Below are 18053 nucleotides of genomic sequence, written 5' to 3' on the forward strand. Positions count from 1 at the left end.
GGAACAGTCAGCAGCCGTGGATTCAGAAGCTAGCCGGATATGGCGGCGTCTCGGGGAACGTGCCCATCGGCCTCTTACCCACTGCAATCAGGGTGCTCCCGTTCGCAGCGGCGGTGGTCGGCTGTGTCTCGCTCACGCTCGTCACAGGCGACCCCGCCGCAGCCCTTATGCGCTCGGTGGTTGACTCGGATTGTTCGCCGAACGGATCAACGGGCCAGGTCGTCGCGATGATCTCGTGCCCCTTCGCCGACAGCAGTACGCCGAACTCCGTCCGTTTGACGGACCATCCCAGCGCCCAAAGCTGCTCAGTTGTGAACCGGTCAAGCACCTGGCCACCGCCCAATGCCCGGAACTCGACAATATCGCGGTGTCCGTACCAGCCTGCGTGCCGCGCCCTGGCTTGAACTGCCATATCCAGGATGTACTGCACGCCGGCTGGAAGTGCCTCTTTCTGCTTGGGTGCCTCGGCAACCTTGGTGACCACCGTTACAGGTTGCGCTCCAGGTGCATGGCCCATTGCTGGTATAGCCGCCTTCTGCGAAGCCACGGCCTCTTTCACCTTGCCAGCTGTGCCCGTTGAATCCCCGCCCGAGAAGAAGAACCGGCCGAGCATATAGACACCCAGAATCAAAGCCAGGCCCATAAATATTGAGGGTGCCCGCAAGGTCTTCCACAGCGTGCGGGTGTTGCCCTTGTAGACATCATTGCTTTCGATGCCAGGTTGAACGCCGTGGTACAGCTCCCAGATAGCCGGATCGTACTTCCGGGTCTCGGTGCCGACCGTCTCGTACTTGCCGGTACCGGTGGCGGCGTAGAACCTGACCGAGTAGCGGTTGTCTGCTCCAAGAGCGTCGAGCTTGGTGTACGTGTTCTTCTTCGCCATGCGGCGAATAATGAGCCTGTGCAGGTCTTTGCAGTCCTGCGAGATGATCACCATGTCCAGGCTGATATGGCCGTGTTTTGCAAAGAAATTAGCCGCGCGTTCTGGGAGGTTCGCCCGATTGGTTGGCCAGTACTCGTGCGCCTCATCGATCACGACCAGGGCGTGCTTCTCGATGTAGGGAAAGGTAACCCCGCCGTCATTGTCAGTGTCGCACACGCACCATTCCACAACCTCCCTGTCGCCCATCACGTGCACGAGACTGCGCACCTCTTCTTCTGGCATTTCCAGGTGCGCGGCGATCTTGTCGAGGTTGTCCCCTACCCCATTCAACCGCACATACACATGCCGCTTGGCGCGTAGAGCTGGCAGGATGTGATGCAGCACCGCTTCGTAGCTCTTGCCGCTCCGCGGCAGTCCTTCGTGACCGAAAATCATGTCGTTACGTCCACTGGAATAGGGTCAGGAACACGCGCACGAGCCGGAAGACCAGTGCCGCCGTAAGCAGCGCTATGGCCTCGCCAACGCGCAGCTGAGCCACGATGAAAGCCGTCCACGGACCTGCCGCGCTGAGCATCGCGCAGAAGCTCATCTGAGACAGGAAGTCTGGTGCTGGGATCAGGTAGACCAAAGCCTTGACGTAGGACAGCACCAGCTCAATGAAGTCCGTCTGCAGGTCCGTCATGAAGTCGGTGAAATCTGCCCACAGCGATGTGATCTGCTCTTTGGCCCAGGCTGTAACCGCAGTCACCGGACCTACACCATCGGCGTAAGCCCAGGACGCCGATAGGGCCAGCACGGCTAGGGCCGCGGCCAGCACAACCAGGTGTTTGCGCTTCATAGCAATGCCCACCTCAGAGCAACAACGCCCATTCCTGCGAGAAACACAAAGCCGGCGTACTGGAACAGCTGCAACAGCGGACCGCTACACAAGCTACTCAGATCGAACTTGCCGGCGTATTCGCCACCGTCCCAGGTAGCGGTTGGGCATGAGCCACCACCAGTGCAGCTCCCGAAGAATCCCTTGACCTTTGACAGGATCGGGGCACCTTCAATGCCTGCCTTGAACTCGGCGAGAACCTTGGCAACAGTCTTGTCCGATTTCTTGTACAGACGTCCTGTCGTGGGCCCTGCCCCGCCCCCGTCGCCGCCTTCGCCATTGCCCGGTCCCGGACCCGGACCGGTTCCACCACCTGGATCGGTACCTCCACCGTCGCCACCGCCATCACCGCCGCCCGGTCCCCCACCATCCCCTCCCCCCGGATTGGTTCCGCCATCACCGCCGCCGTCTCCACCGCCCGGGTCTGTTCCACCGTCCCCGCCGCCATCGCCTTCGCCCGGGTCAGGAGTAGTTGGCTTCGGATGATCGTTCTCGGTGCATGCCTGGCCGCTAGGCGCGAACAAGCGGCCCACCGGTGACCCGGCGTACAACGACCCTTCATAGGTGCAGCCGTCATGGCAGACGCTACCCATTCCGTTTTCTCCGCTGCCCTTCCATCCCGTTTGCTCCGGGCGACTGCTGCAGCTGGTTCCCTTGCCCCAGCTATATAGACCCCAGCCCACGCTGCGGCCGGTGCGATCCCATGCGTCGTACCAGCCAGAGCCGTCATTGCTAGGAGCCCCGTTGCAACGCATGGGCTGCCAATAGGAAGGGCCTGCAGCTGTATCCCGAGCGCATGCTGCATAAGCCGCACCCTGATCTGGGTACATAGCAGCATGAGCAGACATTGACGCCAATAGCGTCAGCAGCAGCCCAAGAACCCTGACGACAGTCTTCACTGGCTTGCCTCATTGAATGCCAAGGAGACAGCGTGGCCGGCAAGGCCGCCAATGAACGCAAAGACCATACATACGAGCATCCTCAATCCTCCCTTTCTGGCGCGCCGCAGTACACGCACTCGCCGCCGTCATAGTCGTGGCCGGCTTCACCGCACACTGTGTCCTCCACTTCGCCGGCCTCGTCGTCAGCGTGCTCATCGGCGTCCAGGTCTTCGCGATCCTCAAAGAAACCCGAGATCTTCTCGACACACCACCGGCCAAATAGCGGAAGCGCCAGGACAGTTCCGGCACCCACGATTGCAGCTACTGCCTGTGCGACCGAAAGCCCGAGAAAAACCCCGCTGAAATCCATCGCATCCCCTTAGTAGTCGATGACGGTCCGGCACTCGGAACACCACAAGTTGCCGTCGTCCAACACGATCACGTCATCACCGCCGCACTCAGGACACCAGTCGTCCTGGCTCTCTTCGGTGCTGGCGTCATCGGGCTGTACGTGCATAGGAATCGGGGCCGGTTGCCCAGCCCCTCCCCGTTGTGACTCTTCCGCGATCAGCGGAAGAAGTTCGCGACCTTGTTGGTTGCCCAGCGAGCAAAGCCAGGTGCGGCCTTGATGGCGCCGGCGCCGATGATCGCGGTAACGGCGCTGGTGGCGGCAAGGCCGGTCAGGATGCTGTCGAAATCCATTGCACTACTCCTTCTGTGATGCGCGATATGCGCGTTGGGTGGGGTGGTCAATCCCGTTCTGTACTGACCGACTTCACGACGGCGCCCACCACGTAGCCCAGCACGTTCAGTGCAAGTACCAGGGTGAACACCCCCGAGAACCAGCCAGCGGCCACTTCCGGCTCCGGCCACTGGAAAAGCTCGATGAGAATCGAGGCCTGTGCGTGCTCAGCCCCTGACACAAGCACGTAGCCACCACACTGCGATGCAGGCTCCCCGGTGGGTACGAGCGTCCCCTCAGGGGTCAGAGTCACGCACATGGCCACGGCTTAGCCCTGTGCCGCCACGCGTGGTGCGGCCTTCTGCGGCTGGCGCAGTACGGTGAACTTGCTCAGCGTTGCGACGCCCTTGTTGACCTGGATCATGGATTCCACGTCCAGCTCGTATTCGCCCTCGGGGTAGCCAGGCTGGCCCTTGTCCAGGCGCACGTCGAACGGATAGGCGAAACCGCCCGTTTCCAGCTTGCCCTTCTGCTTGCGGGTGGTGTACTCGACGTTCTCGCCGGCGTCGTTCTTGAAGCTACCGCCGCGTTCGTCAATTTCGTTCTTCAGGACGGTGACCTTGATGCTCATGTGCTGTTACCCCTCTTGGGTTCGTTGTACGGCCGCGATTTCGGGCCAATGCGCTGCTGTGTCGCCTGTGACCCACCTCGGCAGCTTTGGCGAGGTGCAGGATTCGATGACCGCCCGTAGTGACTGATCGTCCGGGCAGTTCTTTGAAATGAAGTTCAAGAGCGCGCCGTACTGGCGTCGGAAATGTCGGCGGGCGCTCTTCCAGGTCGCTTCAACTGCGGCCTTGGTGATATCGATGCGTGTGGCGACGCAATCGAGGAAGTGCAGCACCGGATACGCGCCAAGCAGGTAGGACGCGGGGTCACGCAGAATGTCCAAGGGAAGTTCCTTGCGGTTGGACGCACGGAACTGGGCCTCATAGCGCACCCATGGTGAGGTCTTGTCGCCCTGTTCTCTGCCCTTCTCATAGACGCGCAGCTGCTTTTCTGACTTCTTACCGCCGACATAGAACGTCTTGCCGTCACCGCTATCGTGATCGTCAATCGTCTGTGCCTTGGGGCGCTGGCCGCGGTTGTCGAATTCGCCCTGGTTGTACCAGGTCTGTGCCAGCCGCAGCGGGTAGTTCCCGACCAGGTCGTCGGCGCACACGTCCACACGGGTGATTCTTCCGGCGCAGCTTTCGAGCTTCGCTCGAAGCTCCAGCCACCGCTTCGCATGGCCGCAGCGCGCTGCGCCAATGGCCTTGCATCCATCGCCTGTAAGTTCGATGCGGACGGTGTACGTGCCATCTGCGCGACGGCAATGCTCGCCACCCAGCTCGATCATCCCCACGAACTCTTTGGCAGCGTTGATGATCTTGATTCGCCACTGATAGAAGCGGCCAGGGCTCGCCGTTTCGTCCAGTTCAAGGCCAAGGCCTGCGAAGAACCAGCAGAACACCTGGAGCGCCACGACGCGGGCGTTGTCGCCGGTCAAGTCGATCCACTGCCGAATATCTTCATACGAGTCGCCATCAAGGAAGCCGACCTGTCGAAGGGTTTCCAACATGTCGATGGAAGCGGAAAACCAGTCAATGCCGACCGTCAGGGTTCCATCGGCGTTCCTGAATTCACTGACTCCCCTGTTAGACGAGGGGAGTCCCAACTCGCTGGCCATCACGCAGCCCTCCGCTGCTCAACCCGCGAGCAAAGCCGGGCCAGGTCAACCAGCCAGGCTGCCAACGCAGCCGGCGTGTGTTCGCGCTCAGCCTTGGTGACCTCAGGGCGCCATTCGGCATCACCCTTGCGAATGCGTGTGCCGTCCTTGCGGGTCCGCCCCTGGGCGATGACGTGGGTGGATCGACCGAGACGCAGGGGCATCGCCGGCAGATCACCAGGCTCAATGCCGACGATGTAGATCCAGGTCGGTTTGTCGGCGCGGTGTCCCCAGGCGCTCTGGAGAATCGGCAAGGTCCAGCCACCGAACTCATCACGCTGGCCAGGTGCCGGCAGGCCGGCTGCTGCCCACAATGTCGAACCGGCTGGATGCTCCAGTGCCCCGCCCCACTTCCGCACTTGCGCGACGGCGAACATGGCCAAGTCGCGCTCGCCAGGTGCTGGGGTGACGAAGGCACGAAGACGGCCCCATGACCGACAAGGGGGATGGGCTACTACCGGCATGCCTCCGGCAAAGCTCAACGCGTTGCGGTCGAAGTCGAACGCATCAATGCCAGGCATTGCCTTGTAGATCGAGTCACGACGGACGAAAAGGGCGGCAACCTGGCTCATTCGAAAGGCCCTCTACGGCACCAGCCGATCCATGCAACGAACGCAACGACAAGAACCGGAATGAGGAAAATCACAGCGCCTCCTGCCTTTCGGCGAAGCGGGCGGCGGCCAGTAGATCGCCGCGCTTGGTGGCGGCGATTTCTGCCTGATAGAGGGTTTCGTGCTCCGGGGTCCAGACGGTTGCGGCCAGGTCGGCACGTGCCTGGGCGACGAAGGCGGCTTCGCACGACTTCCGCGAGGCGATGTAGTCATGCCGGTCGAGCAACCACGAAACGATGCGAGCGCAGCCGATGGAAATGGCCACGACCGCCCCGAGCAACGCGAGGGCCAGAACAGGTTGGGTCATGACAGAATCCCCGCCATGGACGTGCAAAGGAGAGGGATATGGGGAAGGGGTATCGACTCAATGCGGGGTTGATTCGTGCGGTCGCCTTGTCGTGCGTCTCCGCAATGGCGGGTGCTGGAATTGCGTGGGGCTTTTACGTATGGCGTGACGCCGGCACAGGCGTTCTGGATTCTGGAAGTCTTGCAGATTGGATCGCAGCTCTGGCTACGCTTGGGATTGGCTACACAGCCAATCGCATTGCCAAGACAGCGGCTGATCGAGCGCGTTCCGAGGAGGCGGCGAGGCAGCGACGGGACATGGAGGGGTTTGAGAGGCGGGTTAAAGTTCTCGTTGCACGTGCCTACAGGGCGACGCGGCAGCACAGCGCGTTTATCGCGGTCGGTGATGATGAAAAGTTCGAGGAAATGGGTTTCGACTTCTTCGTGGCTAAATGCGAAGCGCTCGCGCATATGCTGGAAACGCTCGTGTGGTCGACCGAGGACTTCGCATTGGTATCCGAGGAAGCGCAATCGATCATGGGTGACATGGAGCTCACTGTGATGATTGTTCGGAATGGAAAAGATGCGCTTATGAGATCCAAGGAGAGCTTTGGCGAGGATTCTTGGAAGGGGCTTCTCGATGGGCTCTTGTCCTCCCTGCTTGAGTTCCGGGAAGAGGCCGGACGTCTGGAGCTGGCGTTGAATGCCGAAATTGCCGAACGCCGGGCGGAGCTCGCTCCTGCTGATCCTTCCCTTGTCGATCATTAGCCCCTCCCCTAGTCCCAAGAGAACCCGCCAACAGCCTTGGGGTGCCGGTGGCGGGGTGTATAGAAATATCTACACACGGCCGCATGTATAGTTGGGGCCATACACCGCTGTCAAGGGAATTCAAGACATGTCAGCTACTGCCGAACTACTGGACCGGGTGCGGGAAGCCGCAAACATCCCGTCCGACAACGTTTTGAGCCAACGACTGGGAATCACCCGGGCCGTGATCAGCGGATGGCGGAAAGAGCTGTATCCGGTGCCGGATGAGCGAATTGCGCAGCTATGCGAGATGGCAAAGCTGGACGGACCGATGTGGATGGCACAGATACACGCAGAACGCGCGACATCCCCGGTCGAGCGAAAGGTGTGGCGTTCAGTCCTGGACAGACTCAGCGCGGCGGCGGCAGTGTTGATGCTGGTAGTCGTCGCAGCACCAAGCGTCGCACGCGCAAATCCCGTTCAAATTCAGAGCTTTAGCGACTCTGGCGGCGGCAGTATGTATATTATGTTACAGGCAAGATCGCTACCCAAGAAGCCAGAGCCTCCCCAGTCCTCAGATCCCTGACTTCACTCCTGGCCAGCGTTCCCACTCAATCCCCGCAGCGTTGATAGTCAAACGGAATCCGCAGGATCTTCCCGTCATCACCCGGACCGGAGATGCTCGCCTTCAGCGCAGTGCCATCACGCCGGTACTCGATGCGTTTCGGGAAGTCATTCTGCGGATTCTCGAACACCACCCAGTTCGCGCCATGGTCAGCAATGACGAACGTGGTTGGCGCCACGCCATTGGGCTGCACATGCAGGCCAGCCGCTTTGCCTGCAGGCACCAGGCGCATGTACTCGAATGACTCCATGTCGCCGTGGCTCAGCGTGCGCGACATCCCAAGCAAAGCGCCGCCGGCCTCGGGCAGCCAGACCTCATCAAGCCTGCGCTCCTCGGTACCGCCACACCAATGCCCGGCCAGCCAGTCAAACTCGGCCGGTGCGGCCATAGCCACGCCACTTCCAAACGCAAGGCCTGCACCCAACACCGCCACCTTCGACTTCAACATGTCCTGACCTCCTGGATGGGTTGGCTGCAGGCTATCGACGTGGCACCTCGGGCGCTTGTAAAAACGCGCAGGATGGCGTCCGATGCCGCATGGACTACCGCGAGCACCCTGCCCCCGACGACCTGAGCCGTCACGTACAGTGCATCTGGTGGCTGCGCGACGATGCACCCGGGAATGACATGCAGGTCATCTATCCCGATGGCCGTTGCGAGCTGCTGGCTGAACTGGGCGTGCCGCTCCAGCTACATGGCACAGATGGCCGTATCCGTTCCGATCTACCGTTCTGTTTCGCTGCACAGCAGTGCGGGCCTATCCGGCTGCAAGCCGCTGGTGCGGTGTTCTGCATCGGTGTGCGCCTGCAGCCGGCCGCGAGCGCCTTGATCGCGGGTGCCCGCTTACCCGGCCTTCGTGACCAGGCCCCGGACCTGTACACGCTGGATGCCTCCTTTGCCGAGACCTTCCGTGCCGCCGCACGCGCCAGTGCGGTCATCAACACGCCCGAGCCTCTCTGGCAGGCCCTGCGGGATCGTTGCGCCAGCTTCATCCTGGACGAGCGTGTTGAACAGGCCGTAGCAGATCTGGATGCGATGGAGGGTGACCTGCGCATCGCCGAACTGGCGCGGCAGCTTGGCATGTCCCTGCGCGGCCTGCAATCCCGCTTTCTGGCTGCGGTGGGCATGACTCCGAAGGAGTACGCCCGTGTGTGCCGTCTGCAGGCAATTCTGCACACACTTGATGAGGAAGCCACGAGCATTGCCGCTGCAGCCGCACGCCATGGCTACAGCGACCAGGCCCATGCCACGCGCGACCTTGTCCGCTGGACAGGAGTCACGCCCGGCCGACTGGCGAATGCCCTGCGTGGCGATCGTGGCAGCGACGATGCACTGCGATTGGCTGCCGCCTTCGTGCGCGGCACCAGCGGCGGCCGCTTACTGTGAGCCCCCTCCTCCACGTCGCCCTATAGAAAGCGGTGCATCACATACACATCAACCAACCCCAGCGACCGATGCCGGAACGCCTCCGGTAGCGTCCCGACCACGGCAAAGCCCAGCTTCCGGTACAGCTCAACCGCTGGCGCATTGGTACTGACCACGTAATTGAACTGCATGGCCAGGAAGCCTTCCGATCTGGCTCGATCAAGACTGTGCTCCACCAGCGTCCGGCCAATGCCGCGACCTTGTACCCGAGGATCGACCACATAGGTAGCGCTGGCCACGTGCGCCCCCAGGTCTGGATAGTTGGCGCCCATCTTGTACATTCCGGCCACGCGCCCTTCCAGAACGGCCACAAAGGCCGGCTGCACTCCAAACCAATGGCTCCGAAAGGTCCCGGCCTCGAAGGTGCCGGCGAACGGAAGCGCATCTTCCGTCGCAATGGCGGCCTGGAAGATCGCCCACATGGTCTCGATGTCGTCCGCGCTGGCGGGCCGGATTTCCATGCGGTTCCTCGCGGAGTGGCGTGATGGACAAGGCGGACACTAGCAGAATCCAGGCACGAACAATCCCGCAGGTAATGCGGACGCCTGCACATGGGATTGAGAGCTGCCAGAGCGCCCAATGGATGCAGAACCCGGCGCCGGCCAGTGAGCCGTAGCGCATGGGCCTCTCAACCCATGATCCACAGCACAGAGGCGTTCACATGGCACGTTTGAAGGACAAAGTAGCAATCATCACCGGCGCGGGTGCCGGCATGGGGGCGGCCGATGCCCGCCTGTTCGCGCGCGAGGGCGCCCACGTCTTCATCACTGACATCCGCGCCGACGCGGCACAGGCCATTGCGGCGGAGCTCAGTGCTGAAGGCCTGTCGGCCACGGCCCTGCCCCTGGATGTCACCCGCGAAGACCATTGGAACGACGTGGTCGACCAGGTCATCGCAACGCACGGCCGCATTGACGTCCTGGTCAACAATGCGGGGCTTCCCGGCCCTTTTGATACCTGGGACAACGCCACACTGGAAGGCTTCAACGCCATCATCCAGCTCAACCTCAACAGCCATTTCCTCGGCATGAAGGCGGTCAGTCCGCACATGAAGCGCGCGGGCAAGGGTTCGATCGTGAACATGTCGTCCATCTGTGGGCTCGTGGCCATCACCGGCATCCATCCTGGCTATTGCCCGTCCAAGGGCGCCAATCGCCTGCTTGCCAAGGGGGCTGCTGCCGAATTCGCCAGCTTCAACATCCGCGTCAACTCCGTGCACCCGGGCATCATCGATACGCCACAGAACAAGGACCTGATCGCCAACGATGGCGCCAACCATGGCATGCGCTCACGCATCCCGCTCGGTCGCTTCGGACGTGCAGAGGAAGTTGCCAATGTGGTGCTGTTCCTGGCCAGTGACGAAGCGTCCTATGTCACCGGTGCCGAGATCGTTGTCGATGGCGGCTACGTCATTGTCTGAGCCCATCCGGCGCGGGACGGCCTCGCCCTCGCGCCATCAGGCACACCCCATGTCAGATCAGAAGAGAATCGTCATCGTCGGCGGTGGCATCGGCGGCTTGCTGCTTGCGACCCAGCTCGGCCAACAGCTGGGTCGCAGCGGTCGTGCTGCCATCACTGTGGTGGACAAGAGCCCCACCCATATCTGGAAGCCCATGCTGCACACGCTGGCAGCGGGCACGCGCAGCCTGCAGCAGCAACAGGTGGTATTGCTTGCGCATGCCAGCGAGCACGGCTTCACTTACCAGCCGGGGGAAATGCGCGGCCTGGACCGGGAATCGCGGGAAGTCCTTATCGGCGACCTGCGCTCACCCGACGGAGAGTTGCGGGTACCTGCGCATCGAATCCCCTACGACGTGCTCATCCTCGCCATGGGCAGCCATGCAAATGATTGCGGCACACCCGGCGTCCGGGAGCACTGCCACTTCATCGACAGCCTGGCCCAGGCCGAAGTCTTCAACGATGCACTTCGAACCCGGGTGATGCGTGCCATGGCCCAGGACGAGCGCCTGCGTGTGGCCATCGTCGGGGGCGGTGCCACCGGTGTGGAGCTGGCTGCGGAACTGAGTCGGTTGCTGGAACTCGCTTCCAGCTATGCAGACCCTACCCTGCGTGATCGCCTGGATCTGACCCTGCTTGAGGGAGGCCCGCGCATCCTGCAGGCATTTACCCCAGCGATCTCATCGTCGGCCACACACCAGTTGCGCCACATCGGTTTCCAGGTCCTGACCGGGGCATCCGTGATCGCCGCCGAGGCCAAAGGCTTCCGTCAGGCCGATGGCAACCTGGTTCCAGCCGACCTCATGGTCTGGGCGGCTGGGGTGAAAGGCATCACGTTTGCAGGGGGACTGGATGGACTGGAGCTCAATCACGCAAATCAGGTACGGGTGCGCCCCAACCTGCAATCCACAATGGACGACACGGTCTTCGTGCTCGGGGATGCCGCAAGCCTGACCTTGGCTGGTGCCACACGCGCCCTGCCACCCACGGCGCAGGTGGCCACCCAGCAAGCACAGCATCTGGCCCGTTACCTTCCGGCCTGGCTGGAGGGCCGGCCGCTTCCCGAATTCGTGTTCCGTGACTTCGGTGCACTCGTTTCGATCAGCGACTACAACGCCTTTGGCACGCTGGGAGACTTCGGATTCTTCCGTGGCGCGTCAATCAAGGGGCGATTCGCACATCTCAGCCATGCGCTGCTGTATCGCCGCCACCAGCATGCGCTGCACGGCTTCCGCAAGGCGACCCTGCTGTGGATGGCCGAACGCTTGAACGGCTGCGTTCAACCGCGCGTTCGTCTTGCCTGAGGAGAAGACGGTGCATCGGGGCCAGCCATGGCCCCGATTGCATTGCGGCCCTTCCTTACGACTCCCACCCTCCTCCCAGCGCCAGGAACAGGGCGATGCGGCTTCGAGCGACCGTCGCATCGGAGGTGGCGACGGCCTGCTCGGCGGCCGCAAGGCTACGCGCCACATCCAGCGCTTCCAATGCCGATACTGTTCCTGCCTTCAGCATCTGCTGCTGTTGCGCATGCGCCAGTCGGGCCGCCGCGCGCACATCCACCAGTACGGCGTTCTCTTCCAATGCCTTGGCATAGGCTGCCGCGGCAGTCTCTGTTTCCGACAACGCCTTGAGAACCGTACCGTCGAAGGCGGCCAGTTCAGCCCGTGACGCCGCGTCGGCAGCGTCTATCCTCGCCCGTGCCACGGAGCGGTTCGGAAAGCTCCATGACACCAGCGGGCCTACCGAATAGCGCAGTGCGGAATCGTCGAACAGATGGTCCAGTCGACGCGATGTGGCACCCGCACTCAAGCCAAGATGCACACTGGGATACAGGCCCGCCGTCTCCACACCAATCCGTGCCGTGGCCGCTGCCAGTCGACGCTCGGCCGCACGTACGTCCGGGCGTCGTCGGATCAGGTCGGCGCCCTCGCCCGCTGGCACCACACCGGCCATGGTCGGAATCGAGGTGCAGTGCTGGTACTGCGCATCCAGTTGCGAGGGTGCCTGTCCCAGCAACAGCGCCAGTCGTGACAGTGCGGATTGCTGGCCGGCCTGTAGTGGCGGCATCTGCGCCTGCAGCTGCCCAAGCAAGCCCCTGGCGCGGGTCACATTGATGGCTGGCTGCTGCCCGGCCTTCCATGCACGCTCGATCAATGCCAGCTCCGAGACCTGCAGCTGGATGGAACGTGCCACCACCTGCTGGCTCGCGCCGGCGGCGCAACTGTCGGTGTACACACGCACCACGTCGCTGACAATACCAACGGTGGCCAGGTCCCGCGCCGCAGCGACGGCCTCGGTCTGCGCGTCCTGCGCCTCGAGGAGCCGCTTTACCCGCCCGGCCAGATCAAGATCGTAGTCGATGCTGATGCCAGCATCGAAACTGGCATGCACGCCTGCGCTGGGTCCAATTCCGAGGCTGGAAGCCTGGCCGGCACCTGCCCCGGCACTGACAGCAGTACCCACACCCGCTGCGGCGCGGACCTCCCGCGCCTGAGCCCGGGCCTGCTCCAGCCGCGCCTGTGCGATCCGCAGATCGGTGTTGGCGGCAAGGGCGTGCTGCACAAGGGCATCGAGCGCGGGGTCGTCGTACAGCCGCCACCATCGCTCTGGCAACGGAGCATTGCTGACGGCCGCCGACGCTCCCTGTACTGGTAACCCAAGGCCTGCAGCCGGCAGTCTCGGAGGCCGGTAGTCCGGCCCTGCGGTACGGCACGCGCTGATGGCCAGCACGATGCACACCGGCAGTACCCACCGGGCGACATGCCCACAGGGAACGGCGCGCATCATGGGGCCCTCCCCTGCGAATCATCTTCGATCAGGGTCACCGTGGCGGTGCGCCCCGCGATCATCGCCATCCCTTCAGGGATTTCATCCAGTTCGACCCGCACTGGAATGCGTTGGGCCAGCCGGATCCAGGTGAACGTCGGATTGACGTTCGCCAGCAGGGTGCCATTTGCAGTCACACGCTCACGGTCATCGATGCCCGGTGCCAGGCCGACCACGTGGCCACGCAGCGTGGCGGCCTCACCCATCACATGAACCTGGACCGGTGCACCTGGATGGATGCGTGGCAATTTGGTTTCCTCGAAGTAGCCTGCGACGTGATAGCTCTCGCTGTCGACGATGCTCACCAACGGCTGGCCTGCGCTGGCGTAGGTGCCGGGGCGCAACGAGAAATTGCTGATGGTGCCGTTCACCGGCGAACGCACGGTAGCGCTTTCAAGATTCAAGCGCGCCAGGTCCCGCTCAGCGATGGCCTGGCGATGACTGGCCGCCGCCTCTTCAGCCTGCGTGCGGCGGGCAGCGATGTCCTGGTCGGATGCTACGCCGACCAATCCACCGTAGCGCGACGCCTCACGGCGCGCAGAGCGGGATCGCTCCGCAGCCAGTGCCACCGCGGCGTCCGCCCGTTCCAGGGCATTGGCCAGGCGGTCACGGTCCAGCACGAACAGGACCTGCCCACGCTGCACCTGCTGGTTGTCTCTCACATGTACTTCAGAGACGCGGCCGGAGACCTCGGTGGCCAATGCCACCACGTCTGCGCGGATCTTGCCGTCACGGGTCTGTGGCGCACTGATGTAGTAGCTGTAGATGTGCCAGGCCACGAACGCAGCAATGGCACTGAACATGAGGGTAAGGGCCTGCCGGGCAACGGCAAGCAGCAGGGGTTGCAGATTCTTCATGACGATGTGCGCCAGACAAGCGGAAAGAGAACCATGAGCGCGCCGACGAGCATCACCAGCAGCGACAGGTCGAACAGAGGGCGATTGCCGAGCAGCCGATAGACGCCAATCCGATCCAGCACGCGCGACAACGCAATGCGCAGCACGAATCCGATCAGCAGGCACGGCAGCAACGGAGAGACAAACAGTCCAGCCAGGTCGAGCTCTCCGATCATGCTGCCTCTCCGTTCTGCGCCGGCACCGGCTCCAGGGCCAGGCGCAGGTGAACCAGTGCATCGGTCAGTGCGTCGCCTTCCGGGCTGCCCAGCAGGATGTCGCGTCGCAGCACCCGGTCGAGGTGATCGCCCAGCATTCCGGGCGACGCTGCGCCCGCCAGTTCACGGTGGAGTCGACGCATCAGCGCATCCAGCAAGTCGCGTTCGATCCCTGCCACATGGTGGGTGGCACGTTGCAGGTGCACCAGGCTGTGGCCCAGGCGAAGCTGCCGAAACAGGTGCGCTGCCGCCACCGCATTCGCGCCTGTGGCACGGGCGCCAAGCTGCCCGATGCGATCGAGATCGCGCTCAAGGAAGGCGTCCTCCACGTCGCGACCCGCGGTCCGGCCCAGCGTCGCCAGGTCCTGCCGCCCGTCCTCCTGCAATCGCTTCGAGGCCGCTTCGGCGCCCATGCGCTTGACCAGCAGCAGGCAGAAGAAGCCGATGAAGATGCCGATCAGGGTTCCCGCGGCCATGTCCAGGAAGGTGCCGAAGTCCTGGGGCTGGTAGTGACTGGCCAGACCTGCATTACTGAGTGTCAGCGCCAGCAGCAGGATCGCCAGCGGCTCCTCGATGCTCCACACCGCCAATGGCAGGATCACCAGTGCACACGCAAGTGCGAATCCAGAGAAGCTCTGGGCCATGGGTAAAAGCAGGTATCCCAGTACCACCGACAACGCGACCGACAACGCGGCGAAGCGACCGAACTTCATCGCGGCCAGGTTGGCACCATCGAAGATGCCGAAGAAGGCCAGCGTCACGGTACCCATGATCAGCATGTTCGGCCCCTGTGCCCAACCGGTGGCCCACCACAGCAGGCAGATCAGCGCATACGCGAGGGCGCAGCCACCGCCGATGCGGAGTGCGTGATGATGATCCGGCGCGAGCGGCAGTGGCTGGCTCGTGGCCAGGCTGCGCTCCAGATGCGGCGGCAGCGGATCACCCTTCTCCAGGGCATCATCCAGCACCTGGATATCGGTCCATGCCTGCTGTGCACGGGCCAGGTCGCGCTGGCGTGTTGCCACGATGCGCGCGCGCCAGGCCGGGTCATGCAGGCGCGAGCTGCCCGCGGTAGTCGCTTCCAACGCTCCGATCAAGGGCACAAGACGCGCCAGCCGCCGCTGCAGCGCAAACAGCAGCCGGTGCTGGCGATTGCTTACCGTGCTGTCGAAACGCAGCTGCTCGGCCACCAGCGAGAGCGCCGAAAGGTCGGCCACGGCCTTGAGCCGATGCTGCGCAGCCACGTCCGTAGCCACGTTGCCAGCGACCGCGTCGTCCAGCCACTGCCTGACCTCTGGTAGCCAGCGGCGCAGTCGGGTTCTCACCGAAGGGCCCAATGCGGTTGGCGCCAGGCCGTCCACCAGGGTGATCGCGGCGATGCCGATGCAGATCTCGGTGACGCGCAGCAGCGCGATGTCGAACAGGCGCCCCGGGTGTTCCACGTTGCCCACGGCGATCAGGCACAACGTGACGGCAAACAACTGCAGCGCATATGCCCGTGGGGTGCGGTTGGCCGCCGCCACGGTGAAGCCCAGCGTGGCAACCACACCACTGGCCAGCACCACTGGGAAGGAAAGAATGCCGAACAGGCCGCCGATGGCCAGCGCAGTCACGCCGGCACCGAGGGTGCCCAGTAGACGGTACAGCGCTTTGGAGCGGACATTGGCCGAGATTGGATTGGCCAACGCGACGCAGGTCACGCTGGCCCAGTAATTCTGCTCCAGCCCGAGGTGCACGGAGGCGACGAACGCCAACATGCAGGCCACATAGAGCTTCAATGCGAACAACAGGGTAGCCGCCGCATTCATGCCGGCCACCGCGATTCTGGAAGTGGGTTCACGAGGAAGGGCCCGGAAGGCGCAGGGCGGCAAGCACCATGCCGCCGAGGTGGAAAGATGGACCGGGACGCAGGCCGGCGACCGGCACGTCCAGCCGGAAATTCTAGGAACGGAACACGGGCTGTACCATTCGCCACCGTTCGTGGTTGATGTGCATTCGTCCGCCCGCTTCGCGCCGGAGACGGGGTTGGCGCGGTACGCTATGTGCGGCCCTTCTGTTGCCGTTCTGGTGCATGGATCCTCTGTCTGAAGTACTAACCCTGCTCCGCCCCACCCATACGCGTACCGCAGCGCTGGATGTGGCGGGCCCATGGTCACTGCGTTTTCCCAACCGGCAGGGCATCAAGTTCTGTGCCGTCGAGCGCGGGGAATGCTGGATCTCCGCAGATGGCGGCCAACAGCCGCAGCGCCTGCAGGAAGGTGACTGCTTCCTGCTCAGCAAAGCCGGCTCGTATGTCCTGTGCAGCGACCCTCAACTCGCCCCTGTTGATGCCGCCTCGGTGCTCGACCTCGAAGCCACTGGCCGCAGGACGCTGCACGGTGGCGGCGACCACCTGATCGTCAGCGGCAGCTTCCGCTTCGCCGATACCGATGCGGTGCGCGTCCTCGACCCCTTGCCCGGTATCGTGCAGGTGTCACATGGCGACAGCGAGGCCATCCTGCTGCGCCGTGCGCTGGCCCGCCTTGCCGAAGAACTGGTACAGCCACGCCCGGGGGCTGCGCTGGTGGTCGAGCACCTTGCCCATCTGATGCTGGTGGAGATGCTCCGCCTGTTCCTGTCCTCCGAGCACCCTGCCCTGCCGCCCGGCTGGATGCAGGCCATGACCGACCCACGTATCGCCGACAGCATCCGCGCCATGCACGGCGAGCCGGCCCGTTCCTGGCGTCTGGACGATCTTGCCAGCATCGCGGCCATGTCACGCACGGTCTACGCCGGCCGCTTCAAGCAGCTGATGGGTGTTTCGCCCATCGAGTACCTGACCAACTGGCGCATGCTGTTGGCCGCCTCCCGCCTGCGCAGCACCCAGCAGACGCTGGCACGCATCGCGGCAGACGTGGGCTACAGCTCCGAGTTCTCCTTCATCGCAGCCTTTACCCGGGTGATGGACGTCGCACCTGGCCGCTATCGCCGCCAGGTCCGCACCAGTATCGATGCGGACTGACGGCGGCAGCCAGGTGCATCAGAATGGCGTGTCAGCCACGCCACCATCCGCACGCAGCGCGGCGCCGGTAGTGCCGGATGCGAGGCTTGAGCATGTGTAGGCCACCAGGTTGGCCACTTCCTGCGCAGTCTGGAAGCGCTCGGTGATCGACGAAGGCCGCATGGCCTTCACCAGCGCCGCGCCCTGCTCCTCGATGCTCTTGCCGGTCCGGCGGATCTCATCCTGCAACATCGCCTCCACACCTTCGCTCAGGGTCGGCCCCGGCAGCACCGCGTTGACGGTCACGCCAGTACCGGCCATGCGCTTGGCCATGCCACGCGAGAGACCCAGCAGTGCGGTCTTGGTGGTTGCGTAGTGCAACATGTCGGGAGGCGTGCTGATGCCGCACTCCGAGCCGATGAAGACCACCCTGCCCCAGGCCTTGCCTGCCATGGCCGGCAGGTACGAACGCGCAAGGCGCATGCCAGCCATGATGTTCACCGCCCAGTAGGTGTCCCACGTGTCATCGGCAATCTCGAAGAAGTCTGCGGTTTCGAAGACAGCGGCATTGTTGACCAGGATGTCGCACGCCGGCACCTGTGCCAGCAGCACGTTGCAACCTGCCGCGCTGGCCAGGTCCGCAACCACGCCCTGCACCGGTGCTGCGTCGCCGTGCTCGGCCTTCAGCCGCGCAACAGCCTGGTCCACCTGGTCGCTCCTGCGGCCATTCACCACCACCGTAGCGCCCTCCGCCAGCAACGTGCTGGCGATGGCATAACCGATGCCCTGGGTCGCACCGGTAACCACGGCGACCTTGTTCTGGATACCAAGTTGCATCTCACATTCACCTTGTTGAGGCGCACATCGTGCGCGGGTTGAAACAGCTGCGGCTGGCGT

At 63.5% G+C, this 18053-nt stretch carries 23 protein-coding genes; 6 read left to right on the forward strand and 17 right to left on the reverse strand.

Annotation, left to right across the window (positions count from 1 at the left end):
- Positions 1 to 22 precede the first annotated feature (22 nt).
- From V3B64_RS01815 to V3B64_RS01860, 10 genes are all read right to left on the reverse strand, one after another.
- A complete protein-coding gene (locus V3B64_RS01815) occupies positions 23 to 1318 on the reverse strand; it encodes a zonular occludens toxin domain-containing protein (RefSeq protein ID WP_329913502.1) in 1296 nt (431 codons plus the stop codon).
- 4 nt (positions 1319 to 1322) lie between these two features.
- Complete coding sequence (locus V3B64_RS01820; RefSeq protein WP_329913503.1) at positions 1323 to 1721, reverse strand: hypothetical protein; 399 nt, start codon at positions 1719 to 1721, stop codon at positions 1323 to 1325.
- 1020 nt (positions 1722 to 2741) lie between these two features.
- Positions 2742 to 3011 (reverse strand): hypothetical protein, encoded by a 270-nt coding sequence (locus V3B64_RS01825; RefSeq protein ID WP_329913504.1) that lies wholly within the window; start codon positions 3009 to 3011, stop codon positions 2742 to 2744.
- A 9-nt stretch (positions 3012 to 3020) separates the two neighbouring features.
- Entirely contained in the window at positions 3021 to 3158 is a 138-nt protein-coding gene (locus V3B64_RS01830; protein WP_329913505.1) for a hypothetical protein, read from the reverse strand.
- A gap of 50 nt (positions 3159 to 3208) precedes the next feature.
- Positions 3209 to 3343, reverse strand: coding sequence for a capsid protein (locus tag V3B64_RS01835; RefSeq protein WP_329913506.1), 135 nt, complete (start codon positions 3341 to 3343; stop codon positions 3209 to 3211).
- A gap of 47 nt (positions 3344 to 3390) precedes the next feature.
- Complete coding sequence (locus tag V3B64_RS01840) at positions 3391 to 3570, reverse strand: hypothetical protein (RefSeq protein WP_258011534.1); 180 nt, start codon at positions 3568 to 3570, stop codon at positions 3391 to 3393.
- An 81-nt stretch (positions 3571 to 3651) separates the two neighbouring features.
- Positions 3652 to 3954 (reverse strand): single-stranded DNA-binding protein, encoded by a 303-nt coding sequence (locus tag V3B64_RS01845; RefSeq protein ID WP_049450729.1) that lies wholly within the window; start codon positions 3952 to 3954, stop codon positions 3652 to 3654.
- Between the two features lie 6 nt (positions 3955 to 3960).
- On the reverse strand, positions 3961 to 5049 hold the full coding sequence (locus tag V3B64_RS01850; RefSeq protein WP_329913507.1) for a replication initiation factor domain-containing protein: 1089 nt from the start codon (positions 5047 to 5049) through the stop codon (positions 3961 to 3963).
- Positions 5049 to 5660 carry a hypothetical protein gene (locus tag V3B64_RS01855; protein WP_329913508.1) on the reverse strand — a complete coding sequence of 204 codons (612 nt, stop codon included), beginning with the start codon at positions 5658 to 5660 and terminating at the stop codon, positions 5049 to 5051. Before V3B64_RS01855 ends, V3B64_RS01850 begins: the two co-directional genes overlap by 1 nt.
- Before the next feature lie 70 nt (positions 5661 to 5730).
- The gene (locus V3B64_RS01860; RefSeq protein WP_329913509.1) at positions 5731 to 6006 is read right to left on the reverse strand and encodes a hypothetical protein; all 276 of its coding nucleotides are present in this window, start codon (positions 6004 to 6006) and stop codon (positions 5731 to 5733) included.
- A gap of 38 nt (positions 6007 to 6044) precedes the next feature.
- Here V3B64_RS01860 and V3B64_RS01865 point away from each other — a divergent pair, with 38 nt between their 5' ends.
- Complete coding sequence (locus V3B64_RS01865; RefSeq protein ID WP_329913510.1) at positions 6045 to 6752, forward strand: hypothetical protein; 708 nt, start codon at positions 6045 to 6047, stop codon at positions 6750 to 6752.
- A 127-nt stretch (positions 6753 to 6879) separates the two neighbouring features.
- A complete protein-coding gene (locus tag V3B64_RS01870) occupies positions 6880 to 7317 on the forward strand; it encodes a DUF3693 domain-containing protein (protein WP_329913511.1) in 438 nt (145 codons plus the stop codon).
- Between the two features lie 25 nt (positions 7318 to 7342).
- Here V3B64_RS01870 and V3B64_RS01875 read toward each other — a convergent pair whose 3' ends face one another.
- Positions 7343 to 7804, reverse strand: a complete 462-nt coding sequence (locus tag V3B64_RS01875) for a DUF6265 family protein (protein WP_329913512.1) — start codon at positions 7802 to 7804, stop codon at positions 7343 to 7345.
- 89 nt (positions 7805 to 7893) lie between these two features.
- On the opposite strand from V3B64_RS01875, the gene V3B64_RS01880 reads away from it, so the two are divergent.
- Positions 7894 to 8742, forward strand: a complete 849-nt coding sequence (locus V3B64_RS01880) for a helix-turn-helix transcriptional regulator (RefSeq protein ID WP_329913513.1) — start codon at positions 7894 to 7896, stop codon at positions 8740 to 8742.
- Between the two features lie 20 nt (positions 8743 to 8762).
- On the opposite strand, the gene V3B64_RS01885 is transcribed toward V3B64_RS01880, so the two are convergent.
- A complete protein-coding gene (locus V3B64_RS01885) occupies positions 8763 to 9242 on the reverse strand; it encodes a GNAT family N-acetyltransferase (RefSeq protein WP_121503263.1) in 480 nt (159 codons plus the stop codon).
- Between the two features lie 200 nt (positions 9243 to 9442).
- Between V3B64_RS01885 and V3B64_RS01890 the strand changes: the two genes are divergently transcribed.
- Together V3B64_RS01890 and V3B64_RS01895 are read left to right on the forward strand one after the other, a co-directional pair.
- Positions 9443 to 10201 carry an SDR family oxidoreductase gene (locus V3B64_RS01890; protein WP_071227386.1) on the forward strand — a complete coding sequence of 253 codons (759 nt, stop codon included), beginning with the start codon at positions 9443 to 9445 and terminating at the stop codon, positions 10199 to 10201.
- 49 nt (positions 10202 to 10250) lie between these two features.
- Positions 10251 to 11543 (forward strand): FAD-dependent oxidoreductase, encoded by a 1293-nt coding sequence (locus V3B64_RS01895; protein ID WP_121503262.1) that lies wholly within the window; start codon positions 10251 to 10253, stop codon positions 11541 to 11543.
- Between the two features lie 55 nt (positions 11544 to 11598).
- Here V3B64_RS01895 and V3B64_RS01900 read toward each other — a convergent pair whose 3' ends face one another.
- The 4 genes from V3B64_RS01900 to V3B64_RS01915 are packed head-to-tail and all read right to left on the reverse strand — an operon-like array spanning position 11599 to position 15984.
- Entirely contained in the window at positions 11599 to 13026 is a 1428-nt protein-coding gene (locus V3B64_RS01900) for an efflux transporter outer membrane subunit (RefSeq protein WP_121503261.1), read from the reverse strand.
- Positions 13023 to 13922: an HlyD family secretion protein gene (locus tag V3B64_RS01905; RefSeq protein WP_121503260.1), complete on the reverse strand. Its 900-nt coding sequence runs from the start codon at positions 13920 to 13922 to the stop codon at positions 13023 to 13025. Before V3B64_RS01905 ends, V3B64_RS01900 begins: the two co-directional genes overlap by 4 nt.
- Positions 13919 to 14137, reverse strand: a complete 219-nt coding sequence (locus tag V3B64_RS01910; protein ID WP_107431840.1) for a DUF1656 domain-containing protein — start codon at positions 14135 to 14137, stop codon at positions 13919 to 13921. The genes V3B64_RS01905 and V3B64_RS01910 overlap by 4 nt, the downstream gene beginning before the upstream one ends.
- A complete protein-coding gene (locus V3B64_RS01915; protein ID WP_329913514.1) occupies positions 14134 to 15984 on the reverse strand; it encodes an FUSC family protein in 1851 nt (616 codons plus the stop codon). The genes V3B64_RS01910 and V3B64_RS01915 overlap by 4 nt, the downstream gene beginning before the upstream one ends.
- A gap of 263 nt (positions 15985 to 16247) precedes the next feature.
- Between V3B64_RS01915 and V3B64_RS01920 the strand changes: the two genes are divergently transcribed.
- Entirely contained in the window at positions 16248 to 17177 is a 930-nt protein-coding gene (locus V3B64_RS01920; RefSeq protein WP_183080166.1) for an AraC family transcriptional regulator, read from the forward strand.
- Between the two features lie 18 nt (positions 17178 to 17195).
- On the opposite strand, the gene V3B64_RS01925 is transcribed toward V3B64_RS01920, so the two are convergent.
- A complete protein-coding gene (locus V3B64_RS01925; protein WP_049399295.1) occupies positions 17196 to 17993 on the reverse strand; it encodes an SDR family oxidoreductase in 798 nt (265 codons plus the stop codon).
- Positions 17994 to 18053: the final 60 nt, after the last annotated feature.

Origin of the sequence: Stenotrophomonas sp. SMYL86, from assembly GCF_036320025.1 — a bacterium.
GTDB classification, from domain to species: Bacteria; Pseudomonadota; Gammaproteobacteria; order Xanthomonadales; family Xanthomonadaceae; genus Stenotrophomonas; species Stenotrophomonas maltophilia_A.